At 71.7% G+C, this 23,230-nt stretch carries 20 protein-coding genes and 1 tRNA gene; 12 read left to right on the top strand and 9 right to left on the bottom strand.

The window, feature by feature from the left end; translation table 11 throughout:
- Positions 1-4 precede the first annotated feature (4 nt).
- Together ACIOHP_RS19425 and ACIOHP_RS19420 are read right to left on the bottom strand one after the other, a co-directional pair.
- Positions 5-3,856, bottom strand: coding sequence for a Pls/PosA family non-ribosomal peptide synthetase (locus ACIOHP_RS19425; RefSeq protein WP_401888897.1), 3,852 nt, complete (start codon positions 3,854-3,856; stop codon positions 5-7).
- Between the two features lie 403 nt (positions 3,857-4,259).
- Positions 4,260-4,347, bottom strand: a tRNA-Leu gene (locus tag ACIOHP_RS19420).
- Between the two features lie 187 nt (positions 4,348-4,534).
- Here ACIOHP_RS19420 and ACIOHP_RS19415 point away from each other — a divergent pair.
- The 3 genes from ACIOHP_RS19415 (at position 4,535) to ACIOHP_RS19405 (ending at position 7,189) form a co-directional block, all read left to right on the top strand.
- Positions 4,535-5,860, top strand: coding sequence for a M20/M25/M40 family metallo-hydrolase (locus ACIOHP_RS19415; protein WP_401888894.1), 1,326 nt, complete (start codon positions 4,535-4,537; stop codon positions 5,858-5,860).
- Positions 5,861-6,018: 158 nt separating this feature from the next.
- On the top strand, positions 6,019-6,252 hold the full coding sequence (gene chpH / locus ACIOHP_RS19410) for a chaplin ChpH (RefSeq protein ID WP_093774589.1): 234 nt from the start codon (positions 6,019-6,021) through the stop codon (positions 6,250-6,252).
- Between the two features lie 124 nt (positions 6,253-6,376).
- Positions 6,377-7,189 (top strand): chaplin family protein, encoded by an 813-nt coding sequence (locus tag ACIOHP_RS19405; RefSeq protein WP_401888891.1) that lies wholly within the window; start codon positions 6,377-6,379, stop codon positions 7,187-7,189.
- Positions 7,190-7,255: 66 nt separating this feature from the next.
- On the opposite strand, the gene ACIOHP_RS19400 is transcribed toward ACIOHP_RS19405, so the two are convergent.
- Positions 7,256-7,444 (bottom strand): DUF5703 family protein, encoded by a 189-nt coding sequence (locus ACIOHP_RS19400; RefSeq protein WP_005485166.1) that lies wholly within the window; start codon positions 7,442-7,444, stop codon positions 7,256-7,258.
- A gap of 47 nt (positions 7,445-7,491) precedes the next feature.
- Between ACIOHP_RS19400 and ACIOHP_RS19395 the strand changes: the two genes are divergently transcribed.
- The gene (locus ACIOHP_RS19395) at positions 7,492-8,184 is read left to right on the top strand and encodes a hypothetical protein (protein ID WP_401888888.1); all 693 of its coding nucleotides are present in this window, start codon (positions 7,492-7,494) and stop codon (positions 8,182-8,184) included.
- A gap of 119 nt (positions 8,185-8,303) precedes the next feature.
- Here the strand turns inward: ACIOHP_RS19395 and ACIOHP_RS19390 are convergent, their stop codons facing one another.
- Together ACIOHP_RS19390 and ACIOHP_RS19385 are read right to left on the bottom strand one after the other, a co-directional pair.
- Positions 8,304-10,475, bottom strand: a complete 2,172-nt coding sequence (locus ACIOHP_RS19390) for a helix-hairpin-helix domain-containing protein (protein ID WP_401888886.1) — start codon at positions 10,473-10,475, stop codon at positions 8,304-8,306.
- Positions 10,472-11,455, bottom strand: coding sequence for an aldo/keto reductase (locus tag ACIOHP_RS19385; RefSeq protein WP_361486871.1), 984 nt, complete (start codon positions 11,453-11,455; stop codon positions 10,472-10,474). Before ACIOHP_RS19385 ends, ACIOHP_RS19390 begins: the two co-directional genes overlap by 4 nt.
- Positions 11,456-11,633: 178 nt before the next feature.
- Here ACIOHP_RS19385 and ACIOHP_RS19380 point away from each other — a divergent pair, with 178 nt between their 5' ends.
- A complete protein-coding gene (locus tag ACIOHP_RS19380) occupies positions 11,634-12,689 on the top strand; it encodes an LLM class F420-dependent oxidoreductase (RefSeq protein WP_401888883.1) in 1,056 nt (351 codons plus the stop codon).
- 225 nt (positions 12,690-12,914) lie between these two features.
- Entirely contained in the window at positions 12,915-13,703 is a 789-nt protein-coding gene (locus ACIOHP_RS19375) for a ferritin-like domain-containing protein (protein ID WP_401888881.1), read from the top strand.
- Between the two features lie 8 nt (positions 13,704-13,711).
- Here ACIOHP_RS19375 and corA read toward each other — a convergent pair whose 3' ends face one another.
- Positions 13,712-14,707, bottom strand: coding sequence for a magnesium/cobalt transporter CorA (corA, locus tag ACIOHP_RS19370; RefSeq protein ID WP_401888878.1), 996 nt, complete (start codon positions 14,705-14,707; stop codon positions 13,712-13,714).
- Positions 14,708-14,880: 173 nt separating this feature from the next.
- On the opposite strand from corA, the gene ACIOHP_RS19365 reads away from it, so the two are divergent.
- From ACIOHP_RS19365 to mshC, 4 genes are all read left to right on the top strand, one after another.
- Positions 14,881-15,567: a histidine phosphatase family protein gene (locus ACIOHP_RS19365; protein ID WP_361486881.1), complete on the top strand. Its 687-nt coding sequence runs from the start codon at positions 14,881-14,883 to the stop codon at positions 15,565-15,567.
- Positions 15,568-15,634: 67 nt separating this feature from the next.
- Positions 15,635-16,225, top strand: coding sequence for a DUF3090 domain-containing protein (locus ACIOHP_RS19360; protein WP_327716091.1), 591 nt, complete (start codon positions 15,635-15,637; stop codon positions 16,223-16,225).
- Complete coding sequence (locus ACIOHP_RS19355; protein ID WP_361549050.1) at positions 16,189-16,998, top strand: SCO1664 family protein; 810 nt, start codon at positions 16,189-16,191, stop codon at positions 16,996-16,998. The genes ACIOHP_RS19360 and ACIOHP_RS19355 overlap by 37 nt, the downstream gene beginning before the upstream one ends.
- Before the next feature lie 94 nt (positions 16,999-17,092).
- Positions 17,093-18,322 carry a cysteine--1-D-myo-inosityl 2-amino-2-deoxy-alpha-D-glucopyranoside ligase gene (gene mshC / locus ACIOHP_RS19350; protein ID WP_401888873.1) on the top strand — a complete coding sequence of 410 codons (1,230 nt, stop codon included), beginning with the start codon at positions 17,093-17,095 and terminating at the stop codon, positions 18,320-18,322.
- Positions 18,323-18,404: 82 nt separating this feature from the next.
- On the opposite strand, the gene ACIOHP_RS19345 is transcribed toward mshC, so the two are convergent.
- Entirely contained in the window at positions 18,405-18,671 is a 267-nt protein-coding gene (locus ACIOHP_RS19345) for a hypothetical protein (RefSeq protein ID WP_234441497.1), read from the bottom strand.
- On the opposite strand from ACIOHP_RS19345, the gene ACIOHP_RS19340 reads away from it, so the two are divergent.
- Complete coding sequence (locus ACIOHP_RS19340; protein ID WP_401888871.1) at positions 18,672-19,169, top strand: hypothetical protein; 498 nt, start codon at positions 18,672-18,674, stop codon at positions 19,167-19,169. It abuts the gene before it with no gap.
- Here ACIOHP_RS19340 and ACIOHP_RS19335 read toward each other — a convergent pair.
- On the bottom strand, positions 19,159-20,889 hold the full coding sequence (locus ACIOHP_RS19335; RefSeq protein WP_361549056.1) for a S8 family peptidase: 1,731 nt from the start codon (positions 20,887-20,889) through the stop codon (positions 19,159-19,161). The genes ACIOHP_RS19340 and ACIOHP_RS19335 overlap by 11 nt on opposite strands.
- 275 nt (positions 20,890-21,164) lie before the next feature.
- Between ACIOHP_RS19335 and ACIOHP_RS19330 the strand changes: the two genes are divergently transcribed.
- Positions 21,165-22,121, top strand: a complete 957-nt coding sequence (locus ACIOHP_RS19330) for a superoxide dismutase (RefSeq protein WP_401888868.1) — start codon at positions 21,165-21,167, stop codon at positions 22,119-22,121.
- A gap of 36 nt (positions 22,122-22,157) precedes the next feature.
- On the opposite strand, the gene ACIOHP_RS19325 is transcribed toward ACIOHP_RS19330, so the two are convergent.
- A complete protein-coding gene (locus tag ACIOHP_RS19325; protein ID WP_361549060.1) occupies positions 22,158-23,144 on the bottom strand; it encodes a PAC2 family protein in 987 nt (328 codons plus the stop codon).
- Positions 23,145-23,230: the final 86 nt, after the last annotated feature.

Here is a 23,230-nt window from a genome sequence, read left to right as displayed (position 1 = left end):
GCGTTCAGGGACGCCATGCCTCGATCGGGTTGCCGAGCCAACGGGTGTCGTCGGGGACGGACTCCGCTGCCATGACGAGCGACGCGGGGCCCAGGGTCGTCCGGGCCCCGATCGTGCTGCCGGGCAGCACGATCCCGCCAGGACCCAGCGTCGCGCCCTCACGGAGGACCACAGTATCCGTCCGCAAGATCCGGTCGTGGAAGAGGTGCGTCTGGAGCACGCAGCCCCGGTTCACCGTCGCCGCGTCCTCCAGCGTCACCAGATCCGTCTCCGGCAGCCAGTAGCTCTCCACCCAGACGCCCTTGCCGATGCGCGCACCGAGCCCCCGCAGCCACGCCGTCATCAGCGGCGTACCGGGCACGGAACCGGCCAGCCACGGCACCGCCACGACCTCGACGAACGTGTCCGCGAGCTCGTTGCGCCACACGAAGCCGCTCCACAGCGGATGCTCCCCGCTGCGGTGCCGCCCCACGAGCAGCCACTTCGCGACGACGGACACCAGCCCGGCCACGGCACCCGCCGCGAGCAGCACCAGGCCCGCCAGCGCCCACGCCCACACACCCAGCGCGCACAGCGTCGCCACCGTCAGCACCCCGATCGCCGCCGAGCAGAACACCGGCACGATCCGGCACAGCTCGACCAGACCCCGTGCCCACAGCAGCCGCGCGGGCGGGTCGTACGTCCGGCTCTGGTCCCCGCCGGCGGCGGCCCGCGGCAGCTTCACCGGCGGCAGCCCCAGATACGAGCTGCCCTTCTTCGCCTTCTTCGGCGTCGCCGACAGCACCCCGACCAGCCCGCCGTCCGGCACGGACCGCCCCGGCGCGGTCATCCCCGAGTTCCCGAGGAAGGCCCGCCGCCCGATCTCCGCCCGCCCGATCCGCATCCAGCCGCCACCGAGCTCGTACGGCGCGGTCAGCGTGTCGTCGGCCAGGAACGCGCCCTCGCCGACGGTGGTCAGGCTCGGCAGGGCGAGCACGGTCGACACCTCCGCACCCCGCCCGATCCGCATCCCGAGCAGCCGCAGCCACACCGGCGTGACCAGCCCGGCGTACAGCGGGAAGAGGGTCTCGCGCGAGCGGTCCATCAGCTGCGTGACGGTCCACGCCTGCCACCCGACCCGGCTGTGGGTCGGGTGGGTGCCCTCCCGCAGCCGCAGGCTGAGCAGGCGTACGGCGACCAGGATCAGCAGCGCGTACGCCAGCCCGAAGGCGAGCGTCGCCGGTACGAGGGCCGCGGCCGCGCCCGCCAGGGGTGCGTCCGGCGTGAAGAACACACGACCGACCAGGAACGCGACCACTCCGGCCAGCACCGGCAGCGCGGTGAGCGCGAAGCCCGTCACGCCGTACATCACCCGCCAGTACGTGCCCTTGCGCGGCCGCTCCTTGGGCCAGTTCCGCTTGGCCTTGCCGAGCTTGACCGCGGGCGCGCCCGCCCAGCGCTGACCGGTGGGGATCTGCCCGGTGACCGCCGAACCCGGGGCCACCTCGGCCCGCTTGCCGACCCGCGCCCCCGGGAAGAGGATGCTGCGCGTCCCGACGACCGCGTGCGCGCCCACCTTGACCGGGCCGATCTCCAGCCGGTCGCCGTCCAGCCACCACCCGGACAGGTCCACCTCGGACTCGACGGCGGCACCGCGGCCCAGCTTGAGCATGCCGGTCACCGGCGGCAGCGAGTGCAGGTCGGCATCAGGGCCGATCTTGGCGCCCAGCGCCCGCGCGTACCGCTCCAGCCACGACCCGGTCAGCGAGGTCGCCCCGCTGAACTCCGCCAGCCGCTCGGCCGCCCACAGCCGCAGATGCACACCGCCACCGCGTGCGTACCGTCCCGGCCGCACACCCCGCAGCAGCAGCCGCGCCCCGCCCGCGGCGATCGCGAGCCGGCCGGGCGGGCTGAACAGCGCCAGCGCCGCCGCCCCCACCAGCCACCAGGAGGCGGTCGGCAGCCACGCATAGGGCAGTACGTTGCCCAGCGCGGCCAGAACCACGGTCCAGCGCAGCCCGAGCAGGGTGAACAGGGGGACCATGGCGAGGAGCTGGATCGCCTGGGCGCGCACCGGGACCGGGGCGACGATCCGCGCGGACCCGTCGTCCTGCGCCGACTTCTCCAGGTGCCGCGCCAGCTTCCGCAGCACGGGCTGCTGGTAGATGTCGAGGACGGCCGCGCTCGGGTAGCGGGTGCGCAGCCGTGTGGTGAGCTGGGCGGCGGCGAGGCTGCTGCCGCCGATCGCGAAGAAGTCGTCGCGCGCGCTCGACACGGGGATGCCGAGCACCTCGCTCCACTGCTCGGCGAGCCATGCCTCGGTGCCGTAGAGCTGCTCGGCGGGACCACTGGTCTCGAGGTTCTCCAGCGGCCACGGCAGGGCGGCACGGTCCACCTTGCCCGACGTCCGGGTCGGCAGTTCGTCGACCGGCGCCAGCAACGGCACCAGGGCCGCGGGCAGTTCGGCCCGCAGCTTCTCGACGGCCGTCGCCTGGTCCCAGCCGTCCTGCGTGACGACGTACCCGACGAGGAGCTGGTTGCCGCTGCGGGCGGTGCGCACGGCGGCGGCCGCTCCCGCGACCCCCGGCAACGCCTGGAGAGCGGCGTCGACCTCGCCGAGCTCGATACGACGCCCACCGAGCTTGATCTGCTCGTCGGCCCGCCCGAGGAATACCAGCCCCTCCGGATCCGCCTTGACGAGGTCACCGCTGCGGTACGCCCGGTCCCAGCCCAGCGACTCCAGCGGCGCGTACTTCTCCGCGTCCTTCTCGGCGTCCAGGTACCGGGCGAGCCCGACCCCGCCGATCACCAACTGCCCAGTGGCGCCCATCGGTACCGGCGTCCCGGACTCGTCGACGACGGCCAGCTCCCAGCCGTCCAGCGGCAGCCCGATCCGGATCGGCTCCTCGCCGCTCATCAGCGAGGCACAGGCCACCACGGTCGCCTCGGTCGGCCCGTACGTGTTCCAGACCTCGCGCCCCTCGGTCACCAGCCGCTGCACCAGCTCGGGCGGACAGGCCTCACCGCCGAAGATGAGCAGCCGCACGTCGTTGAGGGTCTCCGGCTCCCAGAGCGCGGCCAGCGTCGGCACCGTCGACACGACGGTGATCTCCTGCTCCACCAGCCAGGGCCCCAGATCGGCACCGCTCCTGACCTGCGCACGCGGCACCGGCACCAGACAGGCCCCGTACCGCCACGCCAGCCACATCTCCTCGCAGGACGCGTCGAAGGCGACCGACAGCCCCGCCATGACCCTGTCAGCCGGACCTATGGGGTCGTCCGTGAGGAACAGCGCGGCCTCGGCGTCCACGAACGCGGCGGCACTGCGGTGGCTGACGGCGACGCCCTTGGGCTTCCCGGTCGATCCGGAGGTGAAGATGATCCACGCGTCGTGCTCGACGCCGGGCCGCGCGGCGGGGAGCTCGCCGCGTCCGGTGACGGTCAGTTCGTGACCGGCTCCGACGACGGCCCGCACGTCCGCCTCCCCGAACACCAACTCGGCCCGCTCGTCCGGGTCCTCGGCGTCCACCGGGACGTAGGCGGCACCGGCGGCGAGCGCGGCGAGAATCGCGATGTAGAGGTCGTTGGTCCCGGACGGAACGCGGACCCCCACCCGGTCGCCGAGCCCGACCCCGGCGTCCGCGAGCCGGCGGCGCAGCCGCTCGACCTCCACGGCGAGCGCACGGTAGGTCAGGCAGGTCGTACCGTCGTCCAGCGCGGGCTCGTCCGGGTAGGACCGCACCGACGCGTCGAAGACGTCGACGAGGGTGCGCGGAGAGGCCGCGGGGCCCCCGGAGAAACGTGCCGTATCGCCGAACCGCTCGCGGATCTCGTCCTCGAGCAGGCCGAGAGCACTGCTCTCGTGTGTGGCTGCCATCGGTCCTCGCGTCTCGATCCCGGAAGCCCCGGGGCGCTGGCGGGCCCTCAGGTCTGCCTGGGGTTGTCCGGGTCCAGCTCCGTAACAAGCCGGAAATTTTAGTACGACGCTAGGTCCGTGCCCCGGGAGCGGCCACCGCAGGGGCCCGTCCGGGTGGCTGCCCGAACCGGCCGCACACGGTCTGACCTGCGGCTCCGGGCTCCGGACGAGACATGCCCCACATCGCCCAAGAGCTCCGGGAACAGGCCGAGTTGGCGCTTTTGTTTACCGGGTGTACGTCTCGAGTTCAGCTGTTGTTGGTGTGCCGTCAGCGTTGGTGATCAAGAAGGTGATCTTCTTCGGCGAGATCGGTGCCGGTGGTCGTGGGAAAAGCAAAAAACCCCTGATCAACAGGGGTTTCAGCTGGTGTCCGAGGGGGGACTTGAACCCCCACGCCCGATAAAGGGCACTAGCACCTCAAGCTAGCGCGTCTGCCATTCCGCCACCCGGACAAGGTGTCTGTCGCGCGGGGTTCCCCTCGCGGCGACAGAGGAAACATTACCAGGCTTTCGAGGTGCCCCGATCACCCCCTCGTCCCGGCGTGAACGGCGTGTGACGGGCCGGGTCCGCTCTTGGGCGCGGCCGGTCGGAGGGGGAGGATGAGGGGAACCACCAGCAGTGACAGCGGGAGGAACCAGCGTGAGCGGGACGGACACGACCAGGCACGTCACCGGCGAGGACGAGGTCGTGGACCTCTGCCGTGAGCTGATCCAGATCGACACCAGCAACTACGGCGACCACTCGGGCCCGGGCGAGCGCAAGGCGGCCGAGTACGTCGCCGAGAAGCTCGCGGAGGTGGGCCTCGAACCGCAGATCTTCGAGTCGCACCAGGGGCGCGCCTCCACGGTCGCCCGCATCGAGGGTGAGGACCCCTCCAAGCCGGCCCTGCTCATCCACGGGCACACCGACGTCGTACCGGCCAACGCGGCGGACTGGACCCACCACCCCTTCTCCGGCGAGATCGCCGACGGATGCGTGTGGGGGCGGGGCGCCGTCGACATGAAGGACATGGACGCGATGACCCTCGCGGTCGTCCGCGACCGGCTGCGCAGCGGCCGCAAGCCCCCGCGCGACATCGTCCTGGCCTTCCTCGCCGACGAGGAGGCGGGCGGCACGTACGGCGCCCGGTACCTCGTCGACAAGCACCCCGATCTCTTCGAGGGCGTCACCGAGGCGATCGGCGAGGTCGGCGGGTTCTCCTTCACCGTCAACGAGAACCTGCGGCTCTACCTGGTCGAGACCGCCCAGAAGGGCATGCACTGGATGCGGCTCACCGTGGACGGCACGGCCGGCCACGGTTCGATGACCAACAACGACAACGCGATCACCGAGCTGTGCGAGGCCGTCGGCCGGCTCGGGCGGCACAAGTGGCCGGTGCGGGTCACCAAGACCGTGCGGTCCTTCCTCGACGAGCTCTCCGACGCGCTCGGCACCGAGCTCGACCCCGAGAACATGGACGAGACCCTCGCCAAGCTCGGCGGCATCGCCAAGATGGTCGGCGCCACGCTGCGGAACTCGGCGGCGCCCACCATGCTCGGCGCCGGCTACAAGGTCAACGTCATCCCCGGCCAGGCCACCGCCCACGTCGACGGGCGCTTCCTGCCCGGCTACGAGGAGGAGTTCCTCGCCGACCTCGACCGCATCCTCGGTCCGCGCGTGCGCCGCGAGGACGTGCACGGCGACAAGGCCCTGGAGACCGACTTCGACGGCAGGCTCGTCGACGCCATGCAGGTCGCCCTGAGCGCCGAGGACCCGATCGCCCGCGCCGTGCCCTACATGCTCTCCGGCGGCACCGACGCCAAGTCCTTCGACGACCTCGGCATCCGCTGCTTCGGCTTCGCGCCGCTCCAGCTGCCGCCGGAGCTCGACTTCGCCGGGATGTTCCACGGCATCGACGAGCGCGTGCCCGTGGAGGGGCTCAAGTTCGGTGTGCGGGTGCTCGACCGGTTCATCGACGCGTCCTGACGGCGGCAGGCCGAGAATTGACGTCGCTATTCGACAGCCCGTGCGGAGACGAATGAGAAGAGTGAATGCACTCATAGGCTCGTAGCTTCATTACTCCCTCCTCGTTACAGGTGATGCGATCGGCAACACGAGATCGCTTTTGCCAACAAGGAGGAATAATGATCAAGAAGGTCGTCGCCGCTGCGGCTGCCACTGGTGGCCTGGTTCTCGCGGGTGCGGGCCTGGCCGTCGCCGACGCGGGTGCCCAGGGTGCTGCGGTGCACTCCCCGGGTGTCCTGTCCGGCAACGTCGTTCAGGTGCCCGTCCACGTCCCGGTGAACGTGTGCGGCAACACGATCTCCGTGATCGGTCTGCTGAACCCCGCCTTCGGCAACACCTGCATCAACAAGTGACATCGATCCGCTGAGGGTCGTTTGACACCCGCCGGCCCCGGAGCGCGCGCCATGCGCTCCGGGGCCGACCGGTCTTTTCACGAGCATTGCAGGTCGGAATCGAAAAGGCAGGGGGAATTCAGGAATGCGACAGGTCACCCGCAAAGGCCTGATGACCGTGGCGGCCGCGACCGGCGTGATCGCCGCCGCGGGCGGTGCCGCCCACGCCGACTCGGCCGCGAACGGATCGAGCTCGAACTCGCCCGGCGTGCTGTCGGGCAACACGGTGCAGGCGCCGGTGCACGCGCCGGTGAACGTCTGCGGCAACACCGTCGACGTGGTCGGGGTGCTCAACCCGGCCATGGGCAACAAGTGCGCCAACCACAGCGGATCGTCCGGCGGGTACGGCGACGACGGCGGGTACGGGGGTGGCTCCGGCGGCAGCGGTTCGTCGTCCGACGGTCACGCGAGCGGCTCGCCGGGCGTCGGCTCCGGCAACCACGTCGAGGCCCCGGTGCACGTCCCGGTGAACGTCTGCGGCAACAGCGTCGACATCATCGGGATCGGCAACCCCACCACGGGCAACGACTGCGCGAACGACGGCTCCGGCGGCGGGCACCCCGGCACACCCCCGGGCGGCGGTCAGACGCCCCCCGGCGGCCCGGACCAGCCCGGCAACCCCGGGCAGCCGAACAACCCGGGCAACCCCGTGGAGCCGGGCAACCCCATGGGGCCGGGCAACCCCGGATCCCCGGGCACACCGCCGTCCTCGGGTGGGCAGACGCCGGGCTCGCCGGGCGGCAACCACCCCGGTACGCAGACGGTCGCCCAGCCGCACGGCGAAACCCAGCTCGCCCACACGGGCAGCGACCTCCCGCTGGGGCTCACCCTGCCGGTCGGGGCGGGCGCGCTGCTGGCGGGCGCGGTGCTCTACCGCAAGGCACGGGCAGCCGCGTAGCGGACACGGCGCATGACGGAGCGGGCCCCGCATCGGCGGGGCCCGCTCCGTTTTCGTCGCGTCATCTCACCAGGTGGCACGAACCTGGCGGATGATCCTGCGGCGCAGCCGCACCCTGCGGCTTCCGTCACGCAGCAGGCTCAGGCGGTCCAACTCCCAGTGTCCGTACTCGGCATGGTCCGTCAGCAGTCGGGTGGCGTCCTTGCGGGAGACCCCGCGCGGCACGTACACGTCGACAAATTCGTATTCCGGCATCGCATCTATTGTGCGGGCTGGGGCCCGGTACGGATAGCGTCTGCACTATGTCTGATGCTGTGCAGCCCACCGCTGCCGAGGTACGTGCCGCCGCCGAGGCGGTCAAGACCGCGCTCGACCGCCACCTGGCCGCGGTCGAACGCCGGTCGGGGGAGGACGACCCGGCCGTGTACGAGGCGTTCAACGAGCTCGCCGCGGCCGCCGAGACGTACGACGAGCTGCTCTACGACCGCTACGACGAGGTCACCCCCTTCGAGATCCCCGGCACGGAGGACGCGCTTCCGCCGTACATCGGCCCCGAGGAGCCGCATGCGGTGAGCGTGCTGATCCGTCGTGACTACGCGGTGGCGGAGCCGCAGCGGCTGCTCGCCCAGGCGCAGCGGATCGAGGCGGCGGACTACGAGGACGGTGCGGAGGCCGCCGGCACGGTGCACGGAGCGTTGGGCATCCTGTTCGGAGAGTTCGAACCGGACGAGATCGCCTCCCGGCACAAGGAGTTCGGCCTGGAGGAGGGCGACTCCACGCTGTGGGTGACCGCGGCGGACGAGCAGGCGGATCCCGGTGAGTGGCTGGCGGGGCCGTTCGAGCAGATCGACGCGCAGCGGGTGGTGTGCCGGTTCGACGTCAGCGCGGTGTTCGACGACGAGATCGATGACGGCGATGTCGATGACGGCGAGGACGAGCTGGACGATCTCGACGCGGAGCTGGACGAGGACGAGGATCTGGAACGTCACGCTTAGCGCTGCGCTGCGCTGGGCTTGGGCGGCGGCGGTCGCGGAGGGTTTCCGTGGCCGCCGCCGTCGGCGTGTGCGGGGCGTGGTTGGTGCGGTCGCGCAGTTTCCCGCGCCCCTTGGGTGGGTCAGCCGGGCGTTGGTACCTGAGTGCCGAGCAGTACGGGCAGGCGGGTGGTGCGGGGCTTCGGTTGGATCTCGGCCACTGCCCTGGGGAGGGCCTGGTCCGCGCCCTGGACCACGGAGAGGTGGCGCTCTGCTCGGCTGAACGCCGTGTAGACCCACGGTCGGGTCAGGGCCTGGGTCGCGTCGCCCGGCAGGACCACGACGACCGCGGGCCAGCGGCCGCCGGCCGCCTGGTGGGCGGTGAGGGCCCAGCCGTGGCGTACGGACTCCTCGACACGGTCCTTCGGTACGACGACGGGTTCGCCGGCGCAGGAGAGATGGAGTCCCTCCGCGTCGGCCTTCACCACGCGGCCCGGCACGGTGCGGCCCGGCGTGGGGGAGTAGGCGACGCGATCACCGGGGTCGAAGCCGCCGAAGCGGCCGGGGCCGGGGTTGAGCCGCTCCTTGAGGGCCGCGTTGAGGGTGCGGGTGCCGGCCGCGCCGCCATGGCCCGGCGTGATCACCTGGGTCTCCTCGGGCGGAACACCGATCGCCCGCGGCACCGAGTCGGCGACCAGCTGCACGGTGCGGTGCACGGCCTCGCCCGCGTCCCGCGCCGGCACGATCACGACCTCCTTGCCGGGGGCCTCGACCTGGTTCAACTCGCCGATGCCGATACCGGAGACCAGCTCGCCGAGCGGGCCCGGGTCCGGCCGCCGGGAGGCGATCTGGGGGCAGACGCGCGCGGCGAGCAGATCACCGAACACCCGCCCCGGACCCGCCGACCACAGCACCGCCGGGTCCCCGGCCAGCACCAGCCGCGCCCCGTCCGGCAGCGACTCCGTCAGCAGCGCCGCGCTCTCCACGTCCAGCTGCGGCGCGTCGAGCACCACGAGGAGGTCGAGATCGAGCGCACCGTCGGCATCGCGGCCGGGGCCTTGGGCCCCGGAGAGGAGGCCCGTGACGGTGGTGGCGGTGTCGTCGGAGGCGAGGGCCGCGAAGCGGTCCCGTCCCAGCGGGCCGTGGGCTGTCGCCCAGGCACGCAGGCCGAGTTCACGGGCCGCGTGGAGCAGAGCCGCGGGTTCGGCCAGGGATGCCTCGCCGCCGGTGTGGAGGACCAGGCCGTGGCCCGCGACCGCGCGGATCAGTTCGCCGGCGGAGCCCTTGGCCGAGTCGGCGGCGCGCTCCCAGTCCTCGGCGGAACCGTCCTGCTTCGGTACGGAGTTGATCAGCCGGGCCAGTCCGTCGGCGAGGCTCTCCTCCGCCATCGCGTACCGCTCCAGGCCCACCAGGACGCGGACCGGGCGCTCCTCGCCCTCCTCCGGTTCTGGGGCCCGCGGATCGAGGGCGTCCTGGAAGACCAGCGCCTCGGCCTCCGTGAGGGTGCTCTGGACGGCCGCGTCGGCATCCGGCACCCCCTGCTTGCCCAACGCCGCCGTGAGCGTGGGAAGTTCGAGAGCCGTGTGCCCGGCCAGGGCCGCCTGCTCCAGCAGCCAGACGGTCACCGCCCGGCCCCGCCGCTCGTCGTCCGGACCGCACTCCGCGCCGAGCAGTGCCCGCGCGAACCCGTCGGCCTGCTCGGGCCGCACCCCGGCGACCCGCAGCAACTGCCAGGGGTCCTCGCGCAGTTGCTCGGCGGCGCCTTCGCCGAGCGCGGCGGCGACCTGCGGGACGAGGGCCTCGGGCGCACCGCCGTCGGCCAGTACCCGCCGGACGGACTCGACGGTCTGCGCCGCGGGAGCCGGGGGCGCGTCGGCCGTCACCGGCCGAGGACGCTGCAGGGGCTCGGGCGCGGGCCTGCGCGGCGGCTCGGGCTCGGCGAAGACGGTCGCGGCGGGCCTGTCCCCGCTCTCGACGGCCCGCACGGCGGCCAGCAGATCGGCGGCCTTCCCGCTGAGCTTGGCCCCGGCCTCGAGGGGGCCCTGCTTCTCGGCCTTGCGCCGGGCGATCCGCTCCCGCTCGAGCTTCTGCGCCGCGAGTTCAGCGGCGGCCTCGGACAGCTTCGCCGCGGCCTCGCCCTGCTCGCCGTCGGACGCCGAAGCCTCACCGGCCGCCTGGTCCGAGTCGCCCTCGGCGACCGCGGGCGCCTGGGCCCCGTCGTCCGCGACCGTCTCGGCGTCGACGGCGACCGCGTCCTTCGCGGTGTCCGGCGATTGCGGCTCGGTCTCCTCCGTGGGCTCCGGCTCCGTGCTCACAGCGTGCTCCAGTCGTGATCGGGATAGCGGTGCACGGGCGCCGACACATCGTCGAGCGCCCGGCAGATCTCGTCAGGAAGACTAAGGGCCTCCACTGACAATGCCGCCGTGAGCTGCTGCGCGTTGCGCGCGCCGACGATCGGGGCGGTCACGCCGGGCCGGTCGCGGACCCAGGCGAGGGCCACCTGGAGCGGGGTCACCGCGAGCCCGTCGGCGGCGGTCTGCACGGCGTCCACGATGTGCCCGGCCGTGTCGTCGAGGTACGGCGCGACGAAGGGGGCGAGGTGGTCCGAGGCGCCCCGCGAGTCGGCCGGCGTGGCGTTGCGGTACTTGCCCGTCAGCACTCCGCGGCCCAGCGGGGACGACGGGAGCAGTCCGATGCCCAGGTCCAGCGCGGCGGGCAGCACCTCGCGCTCGATGCCCCGCTGGAGCAGCGAGTACTCCAGCTGTGTCGCGGCCAGCCGGGTCCGGGTGCCCGGGGCCGCCAGCTGCCAGGTCGCGGCCTTGGCGAGCTGCCAGCCGCAGAAGTTGGAGACCCCGGCGTACCGCGCGCGGCCGCTGCTGACCGCGAGGTCGAGCGCCTGGAGGGTCTCCTCCAGCGGGGTGTCCGGGTCGTAGGCGTGGACCTGCCACACGTCGACGTAGTCCGTGCCGAGCCGGGCCAGCGAGGCGTCCAGCGCGGAGAGCAGGTGGCCGCGCGAGCCGTCGAAGCGCCGGTCCGGGTCGGGCACGCTGCCCGCCTTGGTGGAGATGACCAGATCCCGGCGCGGGATCAGCCCTTCTATGAGGCGTCCGAGCAGATACTCGGACTCCCCGTCGCCGTACACGTCCGCGGTGTCGACGAGGCTCCCGCCCGCTTCCCAGAACGTCTTCAAGAGGTCCGCGGCGTCGTGCTCGTCGGTGTCCCTGCCCCACGTGAGGGTTCCGAGTCCGATGCGGGACACACGCAGGCCGGTGCGGCCGAGATGCCTCTGCTCCATGAACGCCGACATTACTGGCCTGAACCAGCGGTGTGGGGGCCTGTGGACAACCAGTTTCCGTCAGCGACACCCGCGTTCATGTGGGCGGAAGAACACGGCCGCCAGCTGCCCCGATCCGCACACCCCGCGCTAAGGTCGGGAAACCAGGGACGTTACTGATGGGTAAGGGGAATCGGCCATGCAGCTCGGCATCAACCTCGGCTACTGGGGCGCCGGAATGGACGCGGACAATCTCGCCGTCGCCCAGGAGGCCGACCGACTCGGGTACGCCGTGTGCTGGGCCGCCGAGGCCTACGGCTCCGACGCGGCCACCGTGCTCAGCTGGGTCGCGGCGCAGACCGAGCGCATCGACGTCGGCTCGGCCATCTTCCAGATCCCGGCCCGCCAGCCGGCGATGACCGCGATGACCGCCGCCACCCTCGACTCGCTCTCCGGCGGCCGCTTCCGCCTCGGCCTCGGCGTCTCCGGGCCACAGGTCTCCGAGGGCTGGTACGGCGTCAAGTTCGACAAGCCGCTGGCACGCACGCGTGAGTACGTCGAGATCGTCCGCAAGGCGATGACGCGCGAGCGTCTGTCGTTCGAAGGGGAGCACTGGACGCTGCCGCTTCCCGGCGGCCCCGGCAAGCCGCTCAAGCTGACCGTGCACCCGGAGCGCGAGCACATCCCGCTGTACATCGCCGCGATCGGACCCAAGAACCTGGAGCAGACCGGCGAGATCGCCGACGGCGCGCTCCTCATCTTCCCGTCCGCCGAGCACCTGGAGGAGACGACGCTCAAGCACCTGCGCGCGGGACGCGCGAAGGCGGGCAAGACCCTCGACGGGTTCGACGTCCACCCGACGCTCCCGCTCGCCCTCGGCGAGGACAAGGACGTGGCCACCCTCGCCGACACCTTCCGCCCCTACACCGCGCTGTACGTCGGCGGCATGGGCAGCGCCAAGCAGAACTTCTACAACCAGCTCGCCCAGCGCATGGGCTACGAGGCGGCGGCCGCCGAGGTCCAGGAGAAGTACCTGTCCGGCGACAAGCAGGGCGCCGCGGCGGCCGTCCCGCACGACCTGATCGACAAGACGGCGCTGCTCGGCTCCGTGGACCGCATCGCGGACCGGATGAAGGAGTACGCGGCGGCGGGCGTCACCACGCTGAGCCTCGCCCCCGCGGGCTTCACGCTGGACGAGCGGATCACCGCGCTGCGGGCCGGGTCCGAGGCCCTGGAGCGGGCCGGACTCGCGTAACTCGCGCCGGAGGTTTCTGCGGCCGTGGTGGGGGCTCGGGGGTCTTCCCCGCCACGGCCGTCACGCAGAACAACGCGCCTGCGCCCGTGTGGTTACGCCCCTGTCGTGACGCGCGGGGTCCTCCTTTTGGCGGAGTTGTCCGACACAGCTGTTGCAGCACCCCTCGCGCCGCATTTGACTCGTTCTTTGCGGAATGCCGCGGAGTCCCGCAGAGAGGTGCCCACGATGCTTTCGGCCAAGAGTCTGTTCCAGGAGATCATCGACAACGACGAGTCCTTTCGTCTGTTCTGCTCCATCGCGGCCAGCGGGGAGTCACAGGGCGGCTGGGAGAACGCCCGCATCGCCGCGCTCGTCCCGGACGGCGAGCGCGCCCTCGCCCCCAAGATCGCCCGGCACGGCGCGGACGAGGACAAGCACGGGCGGATCTTCAACGCCCTGATGAAGAAGCGCGGCCTCGAGCCGGTCCCCGTACCGCCCGACACCGACTACACCATGCTCCTGGAGCACCACGGCATCGGTCTCGCCCACGACAAGCTCAAGGCCGACAAGCCACTGACCGTGCAGGACATCGTCACCTACCTCGCCCACAGCCGCGTCACCGAGCAGCGCGCCTCCGAGCAGATGGAACTGCTGCGCAAGCACTTCGCCGACCATCCCGACCTCGGCCGCGCCGTGAAGATGATCTCCAACGACGAGGACAACCACCTCGCCTACTGCCACGAGGAGCTGCTGCGCTTCGCCTCCGCGGGGCACGGCCGGGCCATCCAGCGCGCGCTGCGGGAGTGTGCGCTCGCCGAGATCCGCGTCTACCGCGACGTCAGCCTCGCGGTCATGGCCCACATGGGCCGCATCCTGGGCTGGCCGACCGCCAAGTCGGCCGTCCTCGCTGCGGGCATCCATGCCGTATACGCGTACGAACGCGCCGGGGGATGGCGCCGGATGGTCTCGCTGCGGCTGCCGGAGCGGCGCGACGCCCTCGGCGGACCGGCGCCCGCGGCCCCCGAGTTCGCCTGAGCCCGGCGCTACAGCCAGCCCCTTCGCTTGAACAGCCGGTACAGCAGCACCTCCAGGGCGGCCATGAGCGCGATCACTGCCGGATACGACCACACCCAGTGGAGTTCCGGCATGTGTTCGAAGTTCATGCCGTAGATCCCCGCGATCATCGTGGGGACCGCGGCCATGGCCGCCCACGCGGAGATCTTCCGCATGTCGTCGTTCTGACGGACGCTCATCTGCGCCAGATGCGCGGAGAGGACGTCCGACACCAGCCGGTCCAGGCCCTCCACGGACTCGTTCACGCGCGTGAGGTGGTCGTTGACGTCCCGGAAGAAGGGCCGCGCCTTCTCGTTGACGAACGGCACCCCCGAACCGAACTGCCCCACGGCGGCCAGCCGGGTCAGCGGCAGCGCCAGCGGGCCGGTCGCCCGGCGGAACTCCAGGATCTGCCGCTTGAAGGTGTAGATCCGCGACGCCGTGTGGCGCGAACCCCCGCCGTCCGGCGAGAAGACCTCCGCCTCCAGCTCCTCCAGGTCGGTCTGGAGCTCCGTCGCCACGTCCAGGTAATGGTCGACGACGGCGTCCGAGACCGCGTACAGCACCGCCGTGGGGCCCTTGACGAGCAGCTCCGGCTCCTTCTCCAGGCGCTGTCGTACCACCTTGAGCGGCGAGCCCTCACCGTGCCGGACGGTCACCACGAAGCCCTCGCCGATGAAGAGCATCACCTCGCCGGTGGAGACCCGGTCGCTCTCCGGCTCGTACACGACGGGCTTGAGGACGAGGAAGAGCGAGTCGTCGTAGACCTCCAGCTTGGGCCGCTGGTGGGCCTTCAGGGCATCCTCGACCGCCAGCGGGTGCAGCCCGAACTCCTGGGTGACGAGATCGAACTCGCGCTCCGAGGGCTCGTGCAGCCCGATCCAGACGAACCCGCCCGCGGCCCGCGCCTCGTCCAGGGCGTCGGACAGATCCTCGGGGCCCTCGGTGCGCTGCCCGTCCCGGTAGATGGCACAGTCGACGATCACGCTGCGTATTCTCCCGTCGCTCGCGATCCGCCGCACGGTGACATTTTCGCCTCCGGGGCGCTCCAGCCGGTGTCGAGAGCCCGACCGTGCTCGACCCTTCGGGCCTCCGCGCGCTCGACCTCTCGACACCGGCGCGCCCCTTCGGCTGGGCGCGTGCGCCTACGCTGGGCCGCATGCCCACGTTGATCCTCGTCCGCCACGGACGATCCACCGCCAACACCGAGGGACTGCTCGCCGGGTGGACGCCCGGGGTCGCCCTGGACGAACGCGGGGCCGCGCAGGCCGCCGCACTGCCCGGGCGGCTCGCCGGGCTGCCGATCTCCGAGATCGTCAGCAGCCCGCTCCAGCGCTGCCAGGAAACGATGCGGCCGCTCCTCGACGCCCGTCCCGAGCTGAACCCGCACACCGACGAGCGGATCGGCGAGTGCCACTACGGCGACTGGTCCGGCCGCAAGCTCGCCGAACTCATGGACGAGCCGCTGATGCAGGTCGTGCAGTCCCACCCGTCGGCGGCCGCGTTCCCCGGCGGCGAGTCGATGCGGGCGATGCAGACCCGCGCCGCCGAGGCCGTACGCGAGTGGAACGCGCGCGTGGAGCGCGACCACGGCGACGACGCCGTCTATCTCATGTGCTCGCACGGCGACATCATCAAGTCGCTCGTCGCGGACGCGCTCGGACTCCATCTCGACCTCTTCCAGCGGATCTCCGTAGAACCGTGTTCCATCACGGCGATTCGTTACACCCGTCTGCGGCCGTTTCTCGTGCGCCTTGGCGACACCGGCGATTTCGCCTCGCTCGCCCCGCGCGAGGAGCCTCCCGCCGGCGACGCCACGGTCGGTGGTGGTGCGGGCGCACCGTGATCGTCGGGCGCAGTAGGGTGAAGCGGTCGAAGCAGCGCCGTACCCACGATTCCAATGGAGACAGGACGTGTCCCGTCAGGTGTTCCTCTATGACCCACCGGAGCGTTTCGTGGCCGGCACGGTCGGACTGCCCGGGCGCCGGACGTTCTTCCTTCAGGCCTCCGCCGGCCCCCGGGTGACCAGCGTGGCCCTGGAGAAGACCCAGGTCGCCGCGCTCGCCGAGCGGATGGACGAGCTGCTGGACGAGGTCGTGCGCCGCAGCGGCGGCAGCGCCGCCGTCCCGGCCGTGGCACCCACCGAGGTGTCCGACGCCGCCCCGCTGGACACCCCCGTCGAGGAGGAGTTCCGCGTCGGCACCATGGCGCTGGCCTGGGACGGCGAGGAGCAGCGCATGATCGTCGAGGCGCAGGCCCTCGTGGAGCTCGACGCCGACACCGAGGAGGACCTCGCCGAGGCCGAGGAGCGGCTCCTCCAGGACGAGGAGAACGGCCCCCCGATGCTGCGGGTCCGGCTCACCGGCGCGCAGGCGAGAGCCTTCGCCAAGCGCGCCCTGGACGTCGTCAACGCCGGGCGGCCGCCGTGTCCGCTGTGCAGTCTCCCGCTCGACCCGGAAGGACACGTATGTCCGCGCCAGAACGGATACCGCCGCGGAGCGTGACCACGGCAGAGCTGCTCACCCGGGGTGAGCTGACGGTGCGCGGACAGATCCGCGAGGCCTCCAACGCGGTGCTGTACTGCGCCGTCTCGTACGAGGGGCAGGAAGTCGCGTGCGTCTACAAGCCCGTACGCGGTGAGCGCCCGCTGTGGGACTTCCCCGACGGCACCCTCGCCCAGCGTGAGGTCGCCGCGTACGAGGTCTGCGAGGCGACCGGCTGGGGGCTCGTACCGCCCACCGTGCTGCGTGACGGACCCTACGGCGAGGGCATGGTCCAGCTGTGGGTCGAGGCCGAACCGGGCCCCGAGCTGTTGGCGCTCGTCGACACGGAGGAGCCCGGGCCGGGCTGGAAGGCGATCGGGTTCGCCGAGGTCGGCGACGGGAAGACCGCGCTGCTGGTGCACGCCGACGACGAGCGGCTGCGCCGGCTGGCCGTGCTCGACGCAGTGATCAACAACGCGGACCGCAAGGGCGGCCATCTGCTGCCGGCCGGGGACCGCCTGTACGGCATCGACCACGGAGTGACCTTCAACACCGAGAACAAACTGCGCACCCTGCTGTGGGGCTGGGCGGGCGAGCCGCTGCCGGGCGAGGCCGTCGACGTGCTCAAAGGCCTCAGAGAAGCCCTGACGGGGGAGCTGGCCACCCGGCTGGCCGCCCTGATCACCCCGGCCGAACTGGACGCCACGCGCGCGCGTGTCGACGCCCTGCTGGCCACGGGGACGCACCCGGAGCCGAGCGGCGAGTGGCCGGCCATTCCCTGGCCGCCGGTCTAGGAGCAGACCGGCGGGTACCGCGCAAGACCGCCTTACCGGCCATCCGGCCCGGTCCGGTTCGTATACGGAACATCCGTCCGGTTAGGCTCATGACATGCATGCCTGGCCCGCTTCCGAGGTCCCCGCCCTGCCTGGTCAGGGCCGCGACCTGAGGATCCACGACACCGCGTCCGGTGGCTTGGTCTCCCTTGCCCCCGGTCCTGTCGCCCGTCTCTACGTCTGCGGCATCACGCCGTACGACGCGACCCACATGGGACACGCGGCGACCTACAACGCGTTCGACCTCGTTCAGCGCGTGTGGCTCGACACCAAGCGGCAGGTTCACTACGTCCAGAACGTCACCGACATCGACGACCCGCTCCTGGAGCGCGCCGAGCGGGACAGCGTCGACTGGGCCGCCCTCGCCGAGAAGGAGACCACCCTCTTCCGCGAGGACATGACCGCCCTGCGGATGCTGCCGCCGAAGCACTACATCGGCGCGGTCGAGGCGATACCCGGGATCGTCCCGCTCGTCGAACGGCTGCGGGACGCGGGCGCCGCGTACGAGCTCGAAGGGGACGTCTACTTCTCCGTCGAGTCCGACCCGAACTTCGGCAAGGTCTCCAACCTCGACGCCGCCGCCATGCGGCTGCTGTCCGCCGAGCGCGGCGGCGACCCGGACCGTCCGGGCAAGAAGAACCCGCTCGACCCGATGCTGTGGCTGGCCGCCCGTGAGGGCGAACCGAGCTGGGACGGCGGCTCGCTGGGCCGCGGCCGGCCCGGCTGGCACATCGAGTGCGTCGCCATCGCCCTGGACCACCTGGGCATGGGCTTCGACGTCCAGGGCGGCGGCTCCGACCTCGCCTTCCCGCACCACGAGATGGGCGCCTCGCACGCCCAGGTGCTCACCGGCGAATTCCCCATGGCCAAGGCGTACGTCCACGCCGGCATGGTCGCCCTGCACGGCGAGAAGATGTCCAAGTCCAAGGGCAACCTGGTCTTCGTCTCGAAGCTGCGCTACGACGGCGTCGACCCGGTCGCCATCCGGCTCGCCCTGCTGGCCCACCACTACCGGGCCGACTGGGAGTGGACCGACCAGGTGCTCGAAGACGCGGTCGCCCGGCTCGGACGGTGGCGTGCCGCCGTCTCCCGGCCCGACGGTCCGTCCGCCGACGCCCTCGTGGAGGAGATCCGCGAGGCCCTCGCCGCCGACCTCGACGCCCCCACCGCGCTGGCCGCCGTGGACCGCTGGGCGGCGCGGCAGCAGGAGCGGGGCGGTACGGACGAGGGCGCACCCGGCCTCGTGTCGCGGGCCGTGGACGCGCTGCTGGGCGTAGCGCTCTAGACAGAGCAGAACGCGAGGGCGCTTCCGTCACGTGGCCACGTGACGGAAGCGCCCTCTGTCGTGTCAGGCCGTCAGGTGCGGGTCAGAGCCGCTGGATCCTGACGCTGCGCAGCACGTTCGGGGACTGGGTGTCCCAGACGCCGATCACCTGGTGGCCGAAGGCGAAGGCCTCCTGGATCTGCTGCTGGATCTGCGGGATCGGGTTGTTGAGGACCCGGAACTGGTTGTTGATGCGCAGGAAGATCTGCCGCGGCTGGCCCTGGAGCGGCTGGATGATGTCGATGAAGCCGTTGGCCACACCGGCCGCCAGCGGCTGTGCCTGGACCTGCTGAGCGACCTGCTGGACCACTTGCTGCACGATCTGCTGGAGATGCTGCTGCACCTGCTGCTCGATCTGCTGCGCCTGCTGGTCCTGCTGCTGGCTCTGCTGGCCCTGCTGCTGACCCTGTTGGCTCTGCTGCTGCCCGAGCTGCTGGAGCAGCTGCTGGAACGGCTGCTGCTGGCCGAGCTGCTGGAGCTGCTCCAGCGAGCCGCCACCCATGCCGAACGGCTGTTGCTGCTGGCCCTGCTGGCCCTGCTGGCCCTGCTGGCCTTGTTGGCCCTGCTGGCCGTAGCCCTGCTGACCTTGTTGGCCCTGCTGCCCTTGCTGGCCGAAGCCCTGCTGCCCGAACGGCTGTTGCTGCTGGCCGTAGCCCTGCTGGCCGAACGGCTGCTGCTGCTGGTACGGCGAAGTGCTCGGGAACTGCTGTCCCTGCTGTTGTCCCAGTTGGCTCATCTGCGGGGTGGTGCTCATGCGGGTGCCACCTTCCCTTGTGATGGTGGGGATGTGTCGGCCGTCAGCCCGTGACGACCAGGCCGACGATCTCGTCGTCCGCGAACCACACGCGGACATCGGGGCGTCCCCCCGCGAACGCGGAGTGCACCGCCTGGCGGATCTCGGGGGACGGGTGGTTCAGGTTCCGCCAGCCGCCGGCCACGAACAGCCGGAGCCTGGGCGGGAGTTCGCGCGGATACGGCAGCAGCTCGTCCCAGTACCGCTCGGCCTGGCCGGAGCCGACCGCGTGCGGCAGCAGATGGGTCACCGCCGCCTTGACGTCGGGCCGGTTGCCGATCCGCTGGGAGGCGGGCCGGCCCGGCGCGTCCTGCTGGGGGGCCCCGGTGGCCCGCAGTACCGCGCGGGCACGCTCCGGGGACATCGGCGCCTGGGCGGCCGCCCTGAGCATCCCCTGGAGCGCGGCCAGGGCGCCGACCACCATCGGGGAGGCCGAGGAGGTCCCGGAGAACGTGTCCGTGTACCAGGCGATCTCCTCGGGCCCGCCCTGCAGGTCGCCGGGCTTGTCCCAGAAGCCGCCGGTGGTCGTGACCTCGCGTCCCCAGCCCTGGGCGTCCACGCGGGCACCGTAGTTGGAGAACGCGAGCCGTGACCGGTCCGGTCCGTGGTCGCGGCCGTGTGTGCCGGGCGGCGGGGCGCCCGCGCCGACCAGGACGGCACCGGAGGACCGGTTGGACGGGTTGAACGGGTTGCGCCACCACTCGGGGAACTCGTCGGGGCGGCGCTCGTAGACCGCGTCGTCGAGGGACTCGCCGCCGTTGCCGGCGGCCGCCACGACGAGGACGCCCTTGGCGGTGGCGTGGCGGACGGCCGCGAAGTCGTCCGGCCACCACTCCAGGGCGATGTAGCCGCGCTGGTCCTCGCGTTCGGCGAACTCCGACCGCGGTCCGGGCCGGTGGAGTTCGACGAGGACGATGTCGCCGGGGCCGAGCCGGTCCGCCGCCGCGTGGATCGCGGCCGCGGTACCGATGCCCTGGAAGGACGCGGCCGCGGTGGTCGCCTCCGGGACGATGCCGGTGACGCCGTGCTCGCCCTGGTCGCCGCCGATCACCCCGATCACGGCGGTGCCGTGGTTGCGCCAGGCGATGTCGGTCAGCGGGGTGCCGACCACGACACCGGCCAGCTTGGCGGCCAGGTCCTCATGGCCCAGCTGCCAGGAGCCCTCGACGTCGATCACGGTCACGCCCTGACCGGCACCGCCGGGCCGCTGCCAGGCCCAGTGCGCGTCGATCCCCTCGGGCGCCGGCCGCAGATAGCCCTGCCGGCTGCTGAAGTCCGGTGTGACCGGGGCGCCTTCCTTCAGTCGCCCGCTCTCCTCGCCGACCTGCTGGAGGGCGGCGGGTACGGCGCCGGGCTTCACGTACGCGGTGTCGACGCCCGGCAGCGCGGCGATCCGTGAGCGCAGTTCCTCGGCGCGGCTGCGGTCGCCGCGCACCCGGTAGAACAGCGCGAGGTCGGGCACGTTCTCGGAGCCCGGGACGGCCGACTGCTGTAACCTTTCTTCGCTTCCGAACAGCGGTTCAAGAGCGAGCTGTTCGTCGCTGAGGAACATGTTGAGGGCCGAGACGTCGGCGCCCGCCGCCGACCGAACGCCGTCGGCCTGGGCGCGCAGCCGGGCCTCGGGACGGGCGACGACGATCAGTTCCTGTTCGGCTCCTCGATAGCTGAATCCCGCTCCGTCGGGCCCCGGCCCGGACGTTCCCGGGCCCTGCGCCGGCTGTACCTGGTCGGTCATCGGGTTCCGCTCCCTTCGGTCCTTGCGGGTGCCTGGTTGCGGGTGGTGAGCCTCCGTGGGACAACCAAGCACTCCTACGGCCCCTCGTCCACCCCGTGTTCGCCAACTCAGTTTGAAAACAAGTTGAATTGGGTAACGTGTGCAATCCGTCCTGAAACAGATGTCACGGAGCAATCCGGCCAAAGACTGCGGAGGCGACGGTCATGTGATGGGGTGAGAGCGCCTGTTGACCGTTCGGCCGACCATCCCGTCGGCCCTTGGCAGAAGGACGCACAGTGGCACCCACAGACCGTTCCTTCGCACGTCGAAGACTCCTCACCACGACCGCGGCGCTGACGGGGGCAGCGCTGCTCGGCGGCACGGCCCACGCAGCAGAAAAGCCGAAGGGCGCCTGGCCCGACCAGTTCCCGCTGCCCGACGGCTTCCAGCCCGAGGGCATAGCCATCGGCACGAAACCCTTCGCGTACTTCGGCTCCCTCGCCGACGGCGACATCTACCGGGGGAACCTCGCCACCGGCCGGGGCTCCGTGATCAGCCAGGGCCTCGGCGCCGGGCACCCGACCGTCGGCCTGAAGATCGACCGGCACGGCCGTCGGCTGTTCCTCGCCGGCGGAGACAGCGGCGAGATCCGCACGGTGCACGTCCGCTCCGGCGAGATCGAGAAGGTGTACGCCACCGGCGGCACCTTCGTGAACGATGTGATCCTCACCCCGGGCGCCGCCTGGTTCACCGACTCGTTCAAGCCGCAGCTCTACAAGCTGACCCTCGGCAAGCACGGCGAGCCCCAAGGCGTCGAGACCGTCCCGCTGACCGGCGACTGGGTCCAGGGCGACGACTTCACCGCCAACGGCATCGAGCGCACCCCCGACGGCCGCGCCCTGCTCGTGGTGAACGCCTTCGCCGACGGCGGCACCCTCGAACGGGTCGACCCGCGCACCGGAGTCGCCCGAGCCGTCGACCTCGGCGGCTCCAAGATCCCCAACGGTGACGGCCTGTTGCTGCTTGGCAGGATCCTCTACGTCGTCCAGCAGCAGCAGAACGCGATCGATGTGTTCCGGCTGAACGCCGCCGGCACGAAGGGCACGGCGATCGTCAGGATCACCGACTCCCGGTTCCGTATCCCGACGACCGTCGCGGCCTGGGGCGAGAAGCTGTATCTGCCCAACGCCCGCTTCGACGTGGAACCGACGCCCGACACCGAGTACGACGTCGTGGCGGTACCGCAGGTGTGACCGTGAGGTGGGCGGTGCGAATCGCCCACCTCCGTCTCACTCCTCCGACGACTCCTCGTCGTCCGGTCCGCCGCCGCCCGCCTTCGGCGGCTTGGGCGGCCGCGTACGACCGCCGGGGTTGTCCCGCAGATACGTACCGTCGCCGCCCTCGGTCGCGTGTCCGCCCGGCGGGGTCGGACCGCCGCCGTCCCGTCTGCGCAGATACCGCTCGAACTCGCGGGCGATCGCCTCGCCCGTCGCCTCCGGCAGCTCCGCGGTGTCCCGGGCCTCCTCCAGCGTCTGCACGTACTCGGCGACCTCGGTGTCCTCGGCGGCCAGCTGGTCCACCCCCACCTGCCAGGCGCGCGCGTCCTCGGGCAGCTCGCCCAGCGGGATGCGAACGTCGATCAGGTCCTCGAGCCGGTTCAGCAGCGCCAGCGTCGCCTTCGGGTTCGGCGGCTGCGACACGTAGTGCGGTACGGCCGCCCAGAGGCTGACCGCCGGTACGCCCGCGTGCGTGCACGCTTCCTGGAGGACGCCGACGATGCCCGTGGGGCCCTCGTACTTGGTCTCCTCCAGGTCCATGCGCTGGGCCAGGTCCGGGTCGGACGTGGTCCCGCTGATCGGGACCGGACGTGTGTGCGGGGTGTCGCCGAGCAGGGCGCCCAGGATCACGACCAGCTCCACGCCCAACTCGTGGGCGAAGCCGAGGAGCTCGTTGCAGAACGAGCGCCAGCGCATGGACGGTTCGATACCTCGGACCAGTACGAGATCACGCGGCTTGTCGCCGCCGACGCGGACCACCGAGAGGCGGGTCGTCGGCCAGGTGATCTTCCGTACGCCGCCGTCCAGCCACACCGTGGGGCGGTTCACCTGGAAGTCGTAGTAGTCCTCGGCGTCCAGCGCCGCGAACACCTCGCCCTTCCACTCCTTGTCCAGATGCGCGACCGCGGTGGAGGCGGCGTCGCCGGCATCGTTCCAGCCCTCGAACGCGGCCACCATGACCGGGTCGATCAGCTCGGGAACCCCCTCGAGCTCGATCACCCAGTGCCTCCTTCCGACGTGCCCTCACGTACGCCCCAACCTTACGGCGTCCAACGGGGGCGTCCGCAGCCCCCTTGCACGGGGGA

The organism is Streptomyces sp. NPDC087859 (genome assembly GCF_044742595.1).
Classification (GTDB): Bacteria; Actinomycetota; Actinomycetes; order Streptomycetales; family Streptomycetaceae; genus Streptomyces; species Streptomyces canus_F.
The sequence above is the reverse complement of the archived record's forward strand: the minus strand, read 5'-3'. Positions and strand labels throughout refer to the sequence as shown.